Source organism: Paenibacillus xylanexedens, assembly GCF_001908275.1.
Classification (GTDB): domain Bacteria; phylum Bacillota; class Bacilli; order Paenibacillales; family Paenibacillaceae; genus Paenibacillus; species Paenibacillus xylanexedens_A.
Map to the genome: position 1 here is coordinate 3,236,180 of NZ_CP018620.1, position 17,076 is coordinate 3,253,255.

10 protein-coding genes are annotated in these 17,076 nt (G+C 46.6%); 7 read left to right on the forward strand and 3 right to left on the reverse strand.

The features are described 5' to 3' along the window. Position 1: 1 nt before the first annotated feature. The 3 genes from helD to BS614_RS14515 all read left to right on the forward strand — a co-directional run bounded on the left by helD (position 2) and on the right by BS614_RS14515 (position 5,853). Positions 2–2,377, forward strand: coding sequence for an RNA polymerase recycling motor HelD (gene helD / locus BS614_RS14505; protein ID WP_074094505.1), 2,376 nt, complete (start codon positions 2–4; stop codon positions 2,375–2,377). A 310-nt stretch (positions 2,378–2,687) separates the two neighbouring features. Next, a complete protein-coding gene (locus BS614_RS14510) occupies positions 2,688–4,547 on the forward strand; it encodes an adenine deaminase (protein WP_074094506.1) in 1,860 nt (619 codons plus the stop codon). Between the two features lie 385 nt (positions 4,548–4,932). Further along, positions 4,933–5,853 (forward strand): hypothetical protein, encoded by a 921-nt coding sequence (locus tag BS614_RS14515; RefSeq protein ID WP_074094507.1) that lies wholly within the window; start codon positions 4,933–4,935, stop codon positions 5,851–5,853. Positions 5,854–6,017: 164 nt separating this feature from the next. Here the strand turns inward: BS614_RS14515 and BS614_RS14520 are convergent, their stop codons facing one another. Then, entirely contained in the window at positions 6,018–6,938 is a 921-nt protein-coding gene (locus tag BS614_RS14520; protein ID WP_074094508.1) for an AraC family transcriptional regulator, read from the reverse strand. A gap of 172 nt (positions 6,939–7,110) precedes the next feature. On the opposite strand from BS614_RS14520, the gene yicI reads away from it, so the two are divergent. The 4 genes from yicI (at position 7,111) to bcbE (ending at position 14,870) form a co-directional block, all read left to right on the forward strand. Further along, positions 7,111–9,429, forward strand: coding sequence for an alpha-xylosidase (gene yicI, locus BS614_RS14525; RefSeq protein ID WP_074094509.1), 2,319 nt, complete (start codon positions 7,111–7,113; stop codon positions 9,427–9,429). A 75-nt stretch (positions 9,430–9,504) separates the two neighbouring features. Continuing rightward, entirely contained in the window at positions 9,505–10,515 is a 1,011-nt protein-coding gene (locus BS614_RS14530; RefSeq protein WP_074094510.1) for a phosphotransferase family protein, read from the forward strand. A 19-nt stretch (positions 10,516–10,534) separates the two neighbouring features. Beyond that, positions 10,535–13,486 carry a glycoside hydrolase family 3 C-terminal domain-containing protein gene (locus tag BS614_RS14535; protein WP_074094511.1) on the forward strand — a complete coding sequence of 984 codons (2,952 nt, stop codon included), beginning with the start codon at positions 10,535–10,537 and terminating at the stop codon, positions 13,484–13,486. Positions 13,487–13,568: 82 nt separating this feature from the next. Then, the gene (gene bcbE, locus BS614_RS14540; protein ID WP_074094512.1) at positions 13,569–14,870 is read left to right on the forward strand and encodes a bacillibactin exporter BcbE; all 1,302 of its coding nucleotides are present in this window, start codon (positions 13,569–13,571) and stop codon (positions 14,868–14,870) included. Positions 14,871–15,031: 161 nt separating this feature from the next. Here bcbE and BS614_RS14545 read toward each other — a convergent pair whose 3' ends face one another. Both BS614_RS14545 and BS614_RS14550 read right to left on the reverse strand, forming a co-directional pair. Next, on the reverse strand, positions 15,032–16,375 hold the full coding sequence (locus BS614_RS14545; RefSeq protein ID WP_074094513.1) for an MFS transporter: 1,344 nt from the start codon (positions 16,373–16,375) through the stop codon (positions 15,032–15,034). A gap of 30 nt (positions 16,376–16,405) precedes the next feature. Further along, entirely contained in the window at positions 16,406–16,852 is a 447-nt protein-coding gene (locus tag BS614_RS14550) for a MarR family winged helix-turn-helix transcriptional regulator (protein WP_244898318.1), read from the reverse strand. Positions 16,853–17,076 lie beyond the last annotated feature (224 nt).

Here is a 17,076-nt window from a genome sequence, read left to right on the forward strand (position 1 = left end):
TATGAGTACAGATCAGCAATGGAATGAGGAACAACAACGGGTCAACACCGTGACCGATCAGATTGAACGCAAGATCACAACGCTGGAAGATGAAGTTGGTTCCTTCCGTGACGAAGTGGTTGGCATGAGAAAAGACTTCTGGGACGAAGTCACGATGAACTTTAGCGAAGCGGATGATGTCGGGGAGACTTCAACCAGCATGCGGCAGCAGTCACAGGTATTGTCCGATCGGGAGCGAAGTCATCTCAATACAGCGGCTGCGTTGGATAAAATGAAACGACTGCATCATTCACCGTATTTTGGGCGCATTGATTTTAAGGAAGACGGATATCCAAATGCAGAACGCATTTATCTCGGCATTGCATCGTTGCTGGATGAGAAGGAAGAATCTTTTCTGGTCTACGACTGGCGTGCGCCAATCTCCAACCTGTATTATGACGGAGCACCGGGTCCAATCACGTATCATACACCCAGTGGGGAGATCAGCGGTGATATAGAGATGAAGCGACAGTTTGTCATTCGGGACGGTCGTATCCGTTTTATGTTTGACACGGGGGTTACGATTGGTGATGAGTTGTTGCAGGCCGTACTCAGTCGAACTTCGGATGCACAGATGAAGAGTATTGTAGCGACCATTCAGAAGGAGCAAAACCGGATTATCCGTAATGACCGAACACGCATGCTCATTGTGCAAGGCGCAGCCGGCAGTGGCAAAACATCCGCGGCGCTCCAGCGTGTGGCATATCTTCTCTATAAATACCGCGAGCATCTGCAAGCGGATCAGATGGTTCTTTTTTCACCAAATCCAATGTTCAACAGTTATGTATCCACGGTACTGCCTGAGCTTGGGGAGGAAAACATGTTGCAAACGACCTTCCAGGAGTATCTGGAGCGCCGTTTGGGTCGTGAATATCAACTGGAAGATCCGTTTATTCAGCTTGAATATGTACTTACGGGGACGGAAGATCCCGATTACGATGTGCGCATGTCCAGCATTCGGTTCAAGTCATCCGAATCTTTCCTCAAGGTGATTACACGTTATAAGGAAAGTATGTTGTCAGGTGGCATGAAATTCAAGCCGGTTCGCTTCCAGGGCCGAGCGATAGTCACGTCAGAGGCTATGGCTGAGAAATTCTACAGCTTCGAGTCATCCGTTAAGCTGGTGAGTCGACTGGAGCTGTTACGGGACTGGATGCTGAAAGAACTGTCTGCCTTTGGTAAAGGTGAACTGGATGCGCCTTGGGTTGATCAGCAGCTTGATCTGATGGAGCCGGAGGATCTGCAACGTGCGTATCAACGGTTGAAGCGCAAGCAAAAAGGAAAGACCCATACGTTTAATGACTTCGAGCAGGAAAGAGGGATTCTGGCACGTATGGTGGTCAGTGACCGACTCAAACCGTTGCGAAAATGGATTAAGTCCTTACGATTCGTTGATATAAGACAATTATATGCACATCTATTCAACGATCAGGCTCAGATGGAACGATTACTGGGTGATGAAGCGCTGCCTGCTCAATGGGATGAAATCTGTAAGATGACTTTACGCAGATTGAAGCTTCAGGAGTTGGCATATGAAGATATTACGCCATACTTGTACTTGCGTGAGCTTATGCTTGGATTCCATATTAACTCGAATATTCGTCATGTCATTATTGATGAAGCCCAGGATTATTCTGCGTTTCAGTTGGCATTTATGAAGAGATTGTTCCCACGGGCGAAAATAACAGCACTTGGTGACTTTAATCAGGCAATCTATGCCCACTCTTCAGTACTTAGCGGAACAGGACCTTTGACTAACCTGTACGGTCCAGACAATACAGAGGTCATTGAGCTGACCAGAAGTTATCGATCTACCCGTGAGATCGTGGAGTTTACACGTGGCATGGTGCCTGGTGGGGAAGAGATTATTCCATTTAACCGTAGCGGTGAGAAACCTAAAGTGATCGTTTCTTCTGATTCAGAGCGTCATATGAATGTCATCACGACAGACTTGAAGCATTTGATTAAGGAAGGGTACGAATCGGTTGCAGTTATCTGCAAAACCGCCGAAGAGAGCAGAGACGTACATGCTGCATTGAGTAAGGCGCTACCCACAGCACCGAAGTTAATCAAAAAAACGACGCTGGCTTTTGAGCAGGGTGTTCATGTGATCCCGGCGTATCTGGCTAAAGGTGTGGAATTCGATGCTGTCCTGATCTATGATGGCTCTGCGGAGCAGTATGCTCAGGAGCATGAACGCAAGTTGTTCTATACGGCTTGCACACGAGCGATGCATCTGCTGCACGTTTACTGCGTGGGCACACTTAGTCCGTTCATTACCGCCCAGTCGGAAGAAAAGTATGATCTTGGCAAGGTGTCTGCTGCGCAAGTGGACTGACATAACACTTCATATGCATGAAGAGGGCTTCCGTTCAATGGAACGGGAGTTTTTCTGTATATGATACATATATCGGGAAGAAGCTAGCTTAGCGAGGGAATTATACGTGATGAGGTTACAGCCATATAGGTGATCGTATTGATAAAAATACCTAACGTGAATTCGTAAGGATTGGGTCCCGTGGATAAAAATGACTCGATAATTTGTATTCAAGGACAATGGATGTGATTTTTCTTTACACATGAGGTCCGGACTCATATAATCGTAACAATATATTTTTTTTGGATCGTTTATTAAAGGAGGCAACAAAATGAACAAATCATCTTTTGAACGGCCACTGATGGCCGATTGTATACCTGATCTGGTCGCTACAGCACGGGGAGATTTGCCGGCGACTTTGGTCATTCGGGGAGGTACGCTGGTAAACGTGATATCGGGTGAGATTTTGCCTGAGATGTCCATAGCTGTACAGGGAGCTCGAATCGCTTATGTCGGTAAAGATGTAAGCCACACTATCGGAGAACATACGCGGATTATTGAAGCAAACGGTAAGTATATCGCTCCTGGTCTGCTGGATGGACACTGCCATATCGAAAGTACACAGATGAAAGTAACCGAGTTTGCGAGAGCGGTATTGCCTTCAGGCACAACCGGAGGTTTCTTTGACCCTCATGAGATCTCTAACGTGCTTGGTCTCAAAGGTCTGAGACTGATGCTGGATGAAGCGCGGACCACACCGATGGCAGCTTATATGCAGGTGGCTTCCTGTGTGCCTTCCACGCATCCAGGACTGGAGACAACAGGTGCTTATATCGGGCCTGAAGAGGTAGCTGAGGCTCTTTCCTGGGGTCCGGACATGATTGGTCTTGGTGAAGTGATGAACTTCCCTGGAGTGGTCTATGGGGATGAGACGATGATCGGTGAGATACAGGCGACCCTCCGAGCAGGTAAAGTGGCAGATGGTCATTTCACCTGGGCAGCAGATGACTGGCGTCTGCCAGCGTATGCAGCGAGTGGTGTTACAGGGGATCATGAGTGTGTGACCAAGGAAGATGTGGTCGAACGTCTGCGACTCGGGATGTACGCGAAGATGCGCCAAGGTTCGGCATGGCATGATGTGGCTGAGACAATCAAAGCTTGTACCGAGCTTGGACTGGATACACGCCGGATGATGCTGGTGACCGATGACCGAAGCTCTGAATCTTTGCTCAAAGAAGGACATATGGACTTTGTTGTTCGTCTCGCAATCTCCCAAGGGGTGAAGCCGGTCACGGCTTTCCAGATGGCCACCATTAATACGGCTGAGCGTTTTGGTGTTGCGCGCGATATTGGTGCGGTTATTCCAGGCAATATAGCCGATATTATTCTGCTGGACGGCCGGTTGGCGGATGTACGTGTGGGTATGACGATTGCTGCCGGGCAAGTTGTAGCTGAGAATGGGAAAATGACGGCGGTCTGGGACAGCTTCACGTACCCTGAGGAAGCGCTGAACACGGTGAAGTTAGAAGCTAATATTCAGCCGGAAGATCTGGAGTTGGCTGCACCGATTGCAGAGGGGACGATTGGTGCCAAAATCATTCATGTGACAGAGAACCATGTGGATACAAAGGAGAAACACCTGCCTGTTACCGTAGAGAACGGCAAGGTTGTGGTTTCAACTTCAGGGGAAGTATGCAAAATTGCGGTATTGGAGCGTCACAAACAAACCGGGAATCGAGCGGTAGCGCTTGTTGGAGGCATCGGCTTCACATCACCTGCAGCGATTGCGATGACGGTTGCTCATGATAGTCACAACCTGTTGATTATCGGTAATGATGATGGGCTAATGGCTGAAGCCGGTAATCGCGTCATTCGTATGCAGGGCGGGGTGGCCGTGGTAACGGCAGCAGGGGTAACCGAATTCCCGCTACGGATTGCAGGTTTGATGTCAACCGAATCTTTTGAAGTCGTTGCAGCCCAATCGGCAGCAGTCAGTGAAGCTTTACAGTCCGCAGGATGTACGTTGAATAATGCGTTCATGACGCTTTCGTTGCTCGCGCTGGTTGTGATTCCAGAATTACGTTTGTCCGACAAGGGGCTTGTGCGGATCTCGGCAGAAGGAATTGAACTGGTGTCTCTTTTCGATGAAGTGGTTGACAATACACCTGTAGCTCCATCGGGAAATGAATGAACGGAAATGTCGACTAGACATCATTAAATAGGGTTTCATATAAAGCCGCCTTAGGGCGGTTTTTTGGTGTATTTTGAGAGAAAACGCTTTCTAGGTCTTCTGGAGCTTGGTGTACATATGGCAATAATGACTGAAGTCATGCTGGAATAAGAATTGAATTTGAAAATAATAAATAATTGTGACTTTTGAACTATACATACAGAACTACGAATTCCCGAAATATAGTTATATGATTCTTTCGTCGTAAGTCTTAAAGATGATATTGCATATAAAAGCAATCCAAATTCGTCGTACCTAATAAGTATCCATTAAATGAATATGAAACGACACAATTTCATCCAGATTTGCACGTCAGAGCTGATAACTTCAGAGGGAGTGTACAAATATGAAAAGCAAAAGGGGTTACCGTTTTATCTTATTACTGAGTTGTTTGATCTTGTGTGCGAGTACAGCCTGTTCTTCCAAAGCCATAGCGGATGGTTCAGTCGACAGTTATGCAACGATTCATGGAAAACTTGATGTGCCAGTAAGAGCGACTTGGGTATGGGATACCACCCAGATCCGAAGTAATCCTCAAGAAGTGTTAAATTACGCTACAGCGAACAAGATCAATACGATCTATCTGCAGATGAACCGGGATATAAAGATTCCTGAGTATAAAAGCTTTATCCGCCAGGCGAGAGCCAAGAACATTGCGGTTGACGTCATGGATGGAAGATCAGCGTGGGGATTGACGGAAAGTCGGGAACAGATTGCATCTTTCCTGGACTGGATCGAGGCATATCAGGCGCAGGCGTTGTCCAATGAGAAGTTTGCTGGTATTCATCTGGATATTGAACCACATGTGCACCCGCAATGGAAAATCAATCAGGCCAGTGTAATTACCCAGTGGCAAGGCAATGTGGAGTACATTGTTGAGCGAGCATCACGGATGAAGATGCCGGTTGCGGCTGATCTGCCTTTCTGGCTGGATAACTACAAAATTCCGGGTTCAACGATGGCGGTTAGCAGCTGGATGATCCGCAAGTTTGATTCCATCACCATTATGGCTTACCGCGATACAGCTGCTGCAATCTATAGTGTAGCGAAGGATGAACTTGCGGAAGCAGCTCTGCTTGGCAAGACGATCTCAATCGCCGTGGAAACAAAGCAAAGCAAGGAAGGTGACTTCATTACTTTTTATGAAGAGGGATCTGCTTATATGGAAGCACAATTAAAATTGGTCGAAAAAATGGCTTCAGTACATGCGTCCTTTAACGGTTTCTCCGTACATGAGTACACTTCATGGAAGACACTGAAAAAGTGAGACACTGTTAGGTTCAAAGCGTAAGGCTGATAGCAGCGAGTGAGATGAGTTCTAACTGCGCCAGTGTGGCTTAGATCAGTGCGTTATCTTACTCGTTGGCTGGAAGTTGATACAGAAGATAGTGAAGGTGTTTGTAGCTGAATAGCTGTGAGCACCTTCTTCTTTTACACCTGTACCAGGGCAGACTCCATTCCTACGTTCTCATAGAACATTTTGCGATACTGTGAAGGTGTAGTAGCTTTATGCTTTTTAAATGTAGTGATGAAGTAGCTTAGATGCTCGAAACCCACATCCATGGCGATATCTACAATTTTGTGATCTGTATTCTCAAGCTGAACGCAAGCTTGTTGAACGCGGTAATAGTTAATGTAATCAACCGGAGTTTTCTGCACCATCTGTTTGAAGAAACGGCAGAAGTGTCCTTCGCTCATATTGGCTTCATCGGCCAGTTCTTTCAGCTTTAATGGTTCAGGATAACGTTTGTGAATATAACTGAGCACGGATTTCAGGCGCTCTACCTTGTCATGACTCCCTGTAGCTACAGTGCCTTTGAGCGGAGCAGGTCTCATATGTTCGAACATGCGGGCAAATATGAGGTACAGGTACGCTTTTGTTGACATTTCACACGTTTCGGTTCGGGTAGCATGGTCCGCAAATATACGTTTCAGGAGATCCAGAATTTCTTGTCCCCAATCCTCATCTGCCTTGATATGACTGGGGGGAATCACCGTTTTGCGTACCAGTGGACCGATGAATTTCTCTTGGACCGTATCGAAGGTACGGCTGCCAAGCAGTTCGGGATTAAATACAATGGAAGAGAATACGCAGGGCACATCGCCCTTCAGATACCCCGCATGAATCTCACCTCGATTGATGAAGATCGCTTCTCCAGCTTGAACCTCAACAGTGTTCATATCAATCTGAAAGACGGCGCAGCCATGGGTCACCATGGTGAACTCCATCTCATCATGCCAATGGCAATCCAGAATGCTATCCCCGTTCAGTTGTTGAATATCCGGGTACACACTGACTGGATACATGGCATTGCCGTGAATCCGGTCTTCCCGTAATCGTTCACGTTCCATATCAGATTCTCCTTTTGTATCATTATTAATGTAATCGTTTCCATAGATTGGTGGTGATGCTCAAGAATCGGATAGTTATTATCAAAATCGTGATATATTTGGTCAAAATAAGAGAAGAAATTCGTTATTAATATCAATATTATTATAATATAACCAAAGGGGGAAAGAAAACATGAAATTTACTGATGGATTCTGGATGACTCGTGAAGGGTACCAAATTCAAAACCCGACTGACATTCGTGATATTGTGCAAAAAGACAATGCTGTGACCGTATATGCGGCAACTAAATATATTCGTACCAAAGGCGACACATTGAACGGTACATTGCTGAAAGCAACGTACAGCTCACCTATGCCTAACGTTATCCGTGTAACCTTGAATCATCATAAAGGCGGCGTGAAAAAAGGGCCTGTTTTTGAGCTTAACACGCAAGATGTAAACGTTGACATCTCAAAAAATGAACAAGGTGCTGTTTTGAAAAGCGGCAACCTGGAAGTTCAAATCGACAAAACAAACGGTTGGGACGTTAGCTTCCTATATGGAGGAAAACGCATTACAGGTAGCGGTCAAAGAGCGGCTGGTTATATTACAGGTCCAAGCAAGGAAGCGTACTTCCGCGAGCAGCTTGATCTCGGTATTGGTGAATACGTTTACGGACTCGGGGAGCGCTTCACACCGTTTGTTAAGAATGGCCAAATCGTCGATACCTGGAATGAGGACGGCGGTACAAGCAGTGAACAGTCCTATAAGAACATTCCATTCTACCTGTCCAATAAAGGATATGGTGTATTTGTAAACCATCCTGAACGCGTATCATACGAGATTGCATCTGAGAATGTATCAAAAGTGCAGTTCAGCGTAGAAGGAGAGACTCTGGAATACTTCATTATCGGCGGTGACAATCCTAAAGATGTACTTGATAATTATACGAAATTAACAGGTAAACCAGCGCTTCCACCGGCATGGACTTTTGGTCTGTGGCTGACAACTTCATTCACAACGGATTATGATGAAGCAACGGTTAACCATTTCGTAGATGGCATGGCTGAACGTGATCTTCCGCTGTCAGTATTCCATTTTGACTGCTTCTGGATGAAGGAATACCAATGGTCTGATTTCGTATGGGATGAAGCGATGTTCCCGGATCCGGAAGGCATGCTTGCACGTCTGAAAGAGAAGGGTCTTAAAATCTGTGCTTGGATCAATCCATATATTGCAGAAAAATCCTACTTATTCGATGAAGGTATGGAGAACGGTTATCTGGTGAAAACAGCCGATGGTAGCGTATGGCAATGGGATATGTGGCAAGCAGGTATGGCTCTGGTTGACTTCACGAATCCGGATGCTGTGAACTGGTATAAGAGCAAGCTGGAAGTCCTGCTGGATCAAGGTGTAGATTCCTTCAAGACCGACTTCGGCGAAAGAATTCCGACAGATGTTGTGTACTTCGATGGTTCTGATCCGGTTAAAATGCACAACTATTATACACAGCTCTATAACAAAGCTGTATTTGAATTGCTTGAAGAGAAAATTGGCAAAAACGAAGCTGCCCTGTTTGCACGCTCTGCAACAGCAGGTGGTCAACAGTTCCCTGTTCACTGGGGCGGTGACTGCTCTTCCACGTATGAATCCATGGCTGAATCACTTCGCGGTGGCCTCTCGCTCGGACTTTCCGGTTTCGGATTCTGGAGCCATGATATCAGTGGTTTTGAAAGCACAGCGAGCCCTGACGTCTACAAACGCTGGGTACAATTCGGACTGTTATCTTCACACAGTCGCCTGCACGGAAGCACTTCGTATCGTGTGCCTTGGTTGTTTGACGAGGAATCCGTGGACGTTGTTCGAGACTTTACCAAACTCAAAATCAGCCTGATGCCGTACCTGTACAATTCTGCGGTAGAGTCAACGGTAAAAGGTATTCCGATGATGCGCGCTATGCTGCTGGACTTCCCAGAGGACCCAACAACATACAGCTTGGATACGCAATATATGTTTGGTGACTCGATTCTGGTGGCTCCAATCTTCAACAAGGAAGGTGATGTGCGTTATTACCTGCCTGAAGGAACTTGGACGAACTATCTGACAGGAGCGAAAGTACAAGGTGGACGCTGGATCAGTGAAAACCATGACTTCAAAACACTGCCAATGATGATTAAGCCAAACAGTCTGATCGCTGTGGGTGCGGTGGATAGCAAACCGGATTACGACTTTGCAAATGATGTGTCCTTGCACTTGTTCGAACTGGCTGATGGTCAAACGGCTCAAGCTGTCGTTGTGAACCAAGCGGCTGAACAGGAGCTGACGGTTAACGTTACACGTAATGGATCAGTGCTGGACGTTCGTGCTGAAGGTGCAGGCAAACCATGGAACTTGGTGCTTCGCGGCATTGAGAGTGTATCCAGCGTTGAAGGTGGTTCCCAAGTGTCTGGTGCAAATGGTGTTGTTGTTACGGCAGCAACAGGCGCAAGCTCGCTTACAATCCAACTGTAAAATGATATAGTACAAGAAAAGGACGGTGCCGAAAGGTGCCGTCTGTTTGTCTACGATGATAGGAGATTGAATGAAATGAGTACAATGAATTCCGGTTTGCACTGCACGATATCAGCAGAGATGCTGCATCAACTGGTAGAGATTAATTTTGGAAGCGATACCAAAGTGAAGCAGTTTGGTCTCCTGCAAGGTGGACTTTTTAATACAACCTATCGGATTCACCTTGAACATACATCCTATACGGATGTGATTTTACGTTTGGCTCCAGAGCGGGGTGAGATGACGGCTGGTTCTGCGAGTGATCCCCTATTTTCGTTTGAACGTACGATGATGGCGGCTGAACCGATTGTGTATGAATATTACCGTAACGCAGGCATTCCTGCTCCCAACATTATCGCTTGTGATGACAGCGGATCGATCATTCCAAGAACGTACATGTTTATGGAGTTTATCCCGAGTAAGCAGCTGGATCACGCATCGATTTCAGATATAGACAAAGAGCGATTGTACCATCAGCTTGGCGCCTATACCGCCATCATGCATCAGATCGAGGGTACATCGTTTGGTTGGCCGCAGGGGGATGGGACGATTAAAGGATCGGATCAATGGTCCGAGGTGCTGCACTCTTTTGCAGAAGAAACGGCACTTAAAGCGGCACAAGTCAATTATATGTCAGGTGTGGGAGAAGATATCGTTGCTATTTTCATCAAAAATGAAGACTTATTTGATCAAGTGACCCGTCCGGTACTCGTTCATAATGACCTGTGGGAAGCCAACGTGCTTGTTCATGTGGAAAACGGTGAGCTAAACATTGCGGCCATCATCGACGGAGATCGTTCCATGTTTGCCGACAGGGAGTTTGAAGCCATATTGTCGTCAGAATCAGCGGCTTTTCATGAAGGATATGATCGTCCACTGGACTCATCCGCTGAAGGACAGGCACGCAGGCTTGCCTATCGAATACTGTCTTCGTATTTTAATGCCTACGTTCATGAACATCAGGTTAATCAACCTGAAGATGGTCAGAAGTATCGCCAGCGCACGCTGGATTTACTGCAGCAATGGAAGCAACTTGGACTTAACTAATTCGCAGGGGGAATGAAGGATGAAGGAGTATCATCAATACCCGATGTGGGACGCGTCACTTTCACTTGAGGAAAGGTTGGATGACCTGATTGCACGATTGACAACGGAGGAGAAGATCCAACTAATTCCTACACGCGAAGCAGCTGTACCAAGACTGGGCATTCCAGCCTACAACGTTGGGGGCGAAGCTGCCCACGGGGTTGCATGGAAAGGGGAGGCAACGGTATTTCCACAACCGCTCGGTCTATCCAGTACCTGGAATACAAGTCTCATGCGGGAGATTGGTTCAGTCATTGGCGATGAAGCGAGGGCATACCATCACCGTAATCCTGAGGTTCACGGGTTAACATTGTGGGCACCAACGGTTGATCTGGAACGTGACCCACGCTGGGGCAGAACGGAAGAGGGATATGGCGAGGATCCGGTCCTCACGGGAGAAATGTCGGCGGCTCTCGTCAAAGGTATGCAGGGGAATGATCCTTTTTATCTGAAAATGGTTGCGACATTGAAACACTTTTTTGCCAATAATAATGAGAAAGATCGGCTGAATTGTTCATCCAGCATTGATCCGCGCAATCTGCGGGAATATTATTTGAAAGCATTTGAGACACCATTTGTGGAAGGTGGAGCCTTGTCCATGATGACAGCTTACAATTCCATCAATGGTACACCTGCCATTGAAAGTCCATATGTGAATGATGTGGTTAAGGGTGAGTGGTCGATGCCCGGTTTTATTGTATGTGATGGTGGGGATTTGTCCCAGACGGTCGATTATCATGGTTATCACACCAGTCATGCCGAATCAGCAGCAAGTGCGTTGAAGGCAGGAGTGGATTGTCTTACAGATGAAGTTGATCTTGTTGTATCTGCTCTGGAGGAGGCTCTTGAACAGAATCTGTTGGAAATAACTGATTTGGACAGAGCGATCCGCAACATCTTTGGTGTGCGAATGCGACTTGGACAACTCGATCAGTCCGGGCTCAATCCATATGCGTCTATTCCCGAGTCGGTATTATGTGCACCGGAACATGCCAAACTTAGTTATCGTGCTGCTGCCGAATCGATTGTTTTGCTCCAAAATGATGGATTGCTTCCGTTGCAGCCAGAAGCGTTGCAGAAAATCAGTGTGATTGGGCCACTTGCGGATGTTGTCTATACCGATTGGTACAGTGGCACACTGCCTTATCGTGTATCCGTCCTCGATGGATTGCGCAATCGCCTACCTGAAGCAGACGTGACCTATGTGGATGGGAATGACCGTATTCAGCTGAAGACAACAGACAGTCAGGTTATAACCTTGGGTGTGGAAGGATCACTCGTCGCTGTACCGGAAGTCAGTGCACCTACAGCCGTCGAATTTGTACATCAGGATTGGGGTTGGGGAAGTCATACGCTGAGAAGTGTGAACAATAATCGATACGTTAGCTTAACCGAGCAAGGCATATATCAGGCAAACGCACCGGAGATTGGTGGCTGGTTCGTGAAGGAAGTTGTTCGAATAGATCCTCTAACGGATGGAAGTAACACCTTGCGGACGTGGAACGGTATTCCTGTTGGACTGAGCGAATATCAGGGACAGTCTGCTGTATCACCACTCCGGCCACAAGGAGAACAAACTACAGCTACAGGTACAACTCAGGGTAATGTGAGTGCCTCTGGACACGCAAGTCAATCAGCTGGCAATACACAGATACCTTCTGCATTCAATATTGATATTGTGAAACGCGGAATACAACAAGCCGTAGAAGCTGCACGTGGCAGTCATGCATCTGTCGTTGTTGTTGGCAACAGCCCATATATCAACGGCAAAGAAGAAATTGATCGCCCAAGTCTGCTGCTTCCGCCGAGTCAGGTCGAGCTTGTCAAAGCCGTGTGTGAAGCCAATCCCAATACGGTGGTTGTCATTATGGGCAGTTATCCATTTGCCTTGCAGGAGTTGAAAGGTATTGCCCGCGCCATCGTTTATATGACACATGCAGGTCAGGAATTGGGGAACGCGCTTGCGGATGTGCTGTTAGGTCATTATGCCCCGGCAGGCAGATTAAACATGACATGGTATGAAGATGAATCACAGCTTCCTGACATGATGGATTATGACATCATTCAGAATGGCATGACCTATATGTATCATGAAGGACCAGTTCAATATGCATTTGGTCATGGTCTGACCTATCCGGAATTCGAATATGAAGCGATTCGTGTAAGTCGAAGTGCTTCGGCGGAAGCCACCACCACAGATCAATTGAAGATTGAGGTGGAGGTACACAATACAGGTGAACGTGACAGTGATGAAGTCGTACAGATCTATGGATCTTCATATACCTCCCGAGTGAAACGTGCTCAGAAGCAACTGCTTGCTTTCCGTCGTGTTCATGTCAAAGCAGGGACGTGTGTTACGATAAGTTTCGAAGTTCCTGTTCAGAAGCTGGCGCTATGGGATGTTACCCGAGATCGATACTGCCTGGAGACAGCGACCTGGTCCATCCTGGCAGGGCGTTCTTCCACAGATATACGTCAGTCGGCTGATATTAAAATTGAAGGTGAGACGATTCCTGATCGTCCGCTGCACTTGCTTACCTTTGCGGAGAATTACGATGCTTGTGCAGGTGTTCTACTGGATGAATGTCTGGAAGGACGTTCGGCAATTCGGGCAATCACTCCGGAGGAACCTTTATATCGAGAGGAGCAGTCGTCTTGGATCGCTTTCAACCATAATGCTGTTCAAGAAGTACAAGGATTTGAAGCCAGAGTGGCAGCTTTTGGGGAAGAGGGCAGACTGGAGATTCGTTCCGGAGGACTGGAGGGCAAACTGCTCGGTGTGTGTGAAGTTTCTGGACCTGGAGGCAGTGTGAATGGGAAAGATATCAAGTGGACAACAGTTCAGTGTTCGCTAGAGGCCCCACATAAGGTGAATGAGCTATATATTGTCTTCAAAGGTGGAGCAGCGTTACGGCACTTTAGATTGTTGTAGTTGTAGCATGTCCTGAATAATCAACCTCCGAAACAAGCACAATAATGCTGTTGTGTGTAGAATCTGTAAAGGTGGTTGTGGTATGAACGATAAAAAGTGGGACCTCGTCGCACTTGCTTCCATCCCTTTAATTATGACCTTGGGTAATTCCATGCTAATACCAATCCTGCCACAGATTGAACGTGAGTTGAAGGTATCTGCATTTAAGGTCAGTATGCTCATTACAGTCTACGCTGTAGTTGCCATCCTGCTTATTCCTCTTGCAGGGTACTTGTCGGATCGTTTTGGCAGAAAAGCAGTTATCATTCCCAGCCTCGTTATAGCAGCCGTCGGAGGTGCTGTCGCTGGTGTGGCAGCATGGATGCTGAACGGAAACATAGCCTACTGGACCATTCTAGGTGGCAGGTTATTGCAGGGAATAGGTGCTGCCGGGGCATTTCCTATTGTTATCCCACTGGTTGGGGACATGTTTAATGATGAGAATGAAGTAAGCAAAAGTCTGGGTATCATTGAGACCTCTAATACGTTTGGTAAAGTCATAAGTCCGATTCTGGGTGCAGCGCTGGCAGTCTGGTTGTGGTATGCGCCATTCATGGCTATTCCTATTCTTTGCGTGCTTTCGCTGGTTCTTGTTATTTTCCTGGTGAAGACTCCACGGAAAAAAGAAAAGCCTCCCACCTTTCCTGAATTTGTAGCATCCATTCGTGACGTATTAAAAGAAAAGGGACGCTGGTTGTATGCGTTGTTTGCAATCGGCGGTATTTGCATGTTTGTCATCTTTGGTGTGTTATATTATCTATCCGAGACGCTGGAGAGCGAATTTGCCCTGAAAGGTGTACTTAAAGGACTTGTCCTTGCGATTCCGCTGGCAGCGTTATGCTTGTCTTCTTTCCTGGCAGGGAAGTGGATTGGGAAGAACAAAACGCGAATGAAATGGCTTGGCTTCGCAGGACTTGCGCTTCTGACGGTATCCCTTGGCGTTATAGGTTTATTCGATAATATCTATGTTGTAGTAGGTCTTTTCACATTGGGAAGTGCCGGAATAGGTGCAACGTTACCATGTCTGGATGCTTTGATTACAGAAGGCGTGGACAAAAAACAGCGGGGCACAATCACGGCTCTGTTCAGCAGCATGCGATTCATTGGGGTATCTCTCGGTCCACCTGTCGTTTCTTTGTTGATCGGTTCTCATCATTTCCTGCTTTTTGGTGTGCTCGCTGCGTCTGGCGCAGTGGGCGGATTGCTCACCTTATTCGCAGTTAAGCCGGATAAGGGAGATCAACCTACTTCAGGAAGCAAGCAGAAACAGGATGAAACATCTATGGATGTGATCGAGACGAGTAGAAGGTATGCTCCCATAGGTCGCAAGAAAAGTCCATTTTAGATAGACGGTGCTGTACACTGCGTTCATTTCCATACTGTCTTAAGTTTAACATTCAGATCTGTTCCAATAAAAAAACGCGTTTACGCCTAAGAAAGCGGATGAATTTGCTTTCTCGGTGTAAACGCGTTTCTCGTTTCTATGAGCAGAATGACCTTAACCAATCATTCGTGTTTGCTTTTATTTGACTGGCTAGTTTCGGTGTTGCCGGCTCCAGATTCTGAAGTCTTGGATTGATCTTGAGGTGGTTCCGTTGCAGTAATATGAGTATGAGCGAGCAGAGCATGAGGTTCAATGGAGAAGCTGCCGCTTCGTTTTCCCTGAATCAGATATATAAGCAAGAACAGAATCATAAACATCACGGAATATCGATACATATCGGTATAACTGGTTATGGCCGCAATGGCGCCAAGAAGAAGAGCACCGGTCGCAATACCCAGATCCAGCGAGTTCAAAAACATGCCATTAGCCATACCCCGTTGAGTAGGAGATACAACTTGAATCATCCAGGTCTGCAGAGACGACTGCATGGAACCATAACCGATTCCGTAGATAAAGGCAGCAATGAACAGGAGGGACATGGAGGTTGCATACGAGAGCAGAATGAGGCCGACAGCAACGAATATTGCTCCTGGAATGAGCAGTGCTTTTGGACCTTTATTGTCATAGATCCGTCCTGCAAATGGTCTAACCACTAACACGGCGAGTGCATTGAACAAAAAGAACAGCGCAGGATTGGCCAGATTGGCTTCCTTACCATACAAAACGATGAATCCGACAAGCCCACCATAGGTGATGGATAATAGGCAATTCAGCACACTGGGAAGAATCAGCTTGCGGTTGAAAGGTGTCTTCTGTTTCGGGTTGGACCCTGAAGCACTTGTTGTGGCTTGTGGCATGATGGTTGTACTGTTATCGGTTCTGACTGCTTTTTTGCGTGTCAGCGAATAACTCAGTGGATAGATCACAGCGAGCACACCCGCAGTGCATAACATCAGGGTTACAAAACCTGCACCCTGGAGCAGAGTGACCCCAATGATTGGACCCATAGACATAGCCAGGCTAGTCGATAGACCAAAGTAACCCATACCTTCACCCATTCGTTTGACGGGCACAATGTCCGAGGCCATCGTTGGAAAAGCGGTACTGCTCATACCAAACCCGATACCAAACAACATTCTGAGCAACAAGAGCACAGCTATACCGGCAGCAAAATAATAGCCGAGCGTTGCCAGCAGGGCTACGGACAGGCCTATATAGATCATGGCGTTACGAAGGCCTTTCTCCAGTGCTTTCGCGGAATAGAGACGGGCTGCTATGGCACTTAGTGCAAACAGACAGGTGAATAAACTTACTTCAAACGCATTGGCGTGAAATCGCTCCTGAACGTAGGACGGAAGCGGAGAGACAATCATGTGCAGTTGCAAGAACAACAAGAAGTTGCACAGCATCAGCAGTATAAAATCGGTGGTCCATAGTCTAACTTGTTGTGTAGATTGTTCTTTCATGATGATGTATTCCCCCTGAGTTGTGATTCATTACAAGTTGCGGTTAATGAGGGAAAGAGTATGTTTAAATGCTTCCATCTGGTCTTCGGATATACCTTCAGCAAGTTCTTTATTCATTTCTCTTTCAATCGGAACGAGGATATCAATTAACGCTTTGCCTTCCGTGGTGAGATATAACAGATAGGCTCTGCGATCCTGTTCGCTGGTCCGGCGTTCTACCCAGCCTTTTTTCTCAAGCAGATCAATAATCCGCGCAGTGGTGGGTTGGTCTTTGAAGACACGTGCAGCGAGTTCCTTCTGATTCACACCTTCACCGCGGTCAACATTAAATAGAACAGAAAATTGCTCTGTCGTAATATCATAAGGTTTGAATCGCGTTGCAAGTAAAGCTACTGCTTTACGATGTGTGAAACCCAGCATGAATCCAACAGATTGTTCCAGTGTATAGTCCATGTGATTGTTAGACCTCGTTTCCATAATAAAATGTCCCAATTAATTAGTTGTTACAACAACTATATGTCAAACAAGTATTTTTGTCAAAATGAAATATTCTCATATCGAACTTACATGTGTGCTGTGCAATGATACAAAAATACTGTTAGAATAGTGATGAAACCGCTTTTATAGAATCGATGTCTAGCGTGCTTGAAGAATGGAAAAAAAATTTGCTCTAACTGATGTTGGAGATGACCAAGGAGAGC

Excerpts from the sequence above, each read along its gene's own strand:
- BS614_RS14520 (WP_074094508.1), bottom strand. The coding sequence starts at position 6,938 with ATGGAACGTGAACGATTACGGGAAGACCGGATTCACGGCAATGCCATG.
- BS614_RS14530 (WP_074094510.1), top strand. The coding sequence starts at position 9,505 with ATGAGTACAATGAATTCCGGTTTGCACTGCACGATATCAGCAGAGATG.
- BS614_RS14535 (WP_074094511.1), top strand. The coding sequence starts at position 10,535 with ATGAAGGAGTATCATCAATACCCGATGTGGGACGCGTCACTTTCACTT.
- BS614_RS14515 (WP_074094507.1), top strand. The coding sequence starts at position 4,933 with ATGAAAAGCAAAAGGGGTTACCGTTTTATCTTATTACTGAGTTGTTTG.
- helD (WP_074094505.1), top strand. The coding sequence starts at position 2 with ATGAGTACAGATCAGCAATGGAATGAGGAACAACAACGGGTCAACACC.
- yicI (WP_074094509.1), top strand. The coding sequence starts at position 7,111 with ATGAAATTTACTGATGGATTCTGGATGACTCGTGAAGGGTACCAAATT.
- bcbE (WP_074094512.1), top strand. The coding sequence starts at position 13,569 with ATGAACGATAAAAAGTGGGACCTCGTCGCACTTGCTTCCATCCCTTTA.
- BS614_RS14550 (WP_244898318.1), bottom strand. The coding sequence starts at position 16,852 with ATGGAAACGAGGTCTAACAATCACATGGACTATACACTGGAACAATCT.
- BS614_RS14545 (WP_074094513.1), bottom strand. The coding sequence starts at position 16,375 with ATGAAAGAACAATCTACACAACAAGTTAGACTATGGACCACCGATTTT.
- BS614_RS14510 (WP_074094506.1), top strand. The coding sequence starts at position 2,688 with ATGAACAAATCATCTTTTGAACGGCCACTGATGGCCGATTGTATACCT.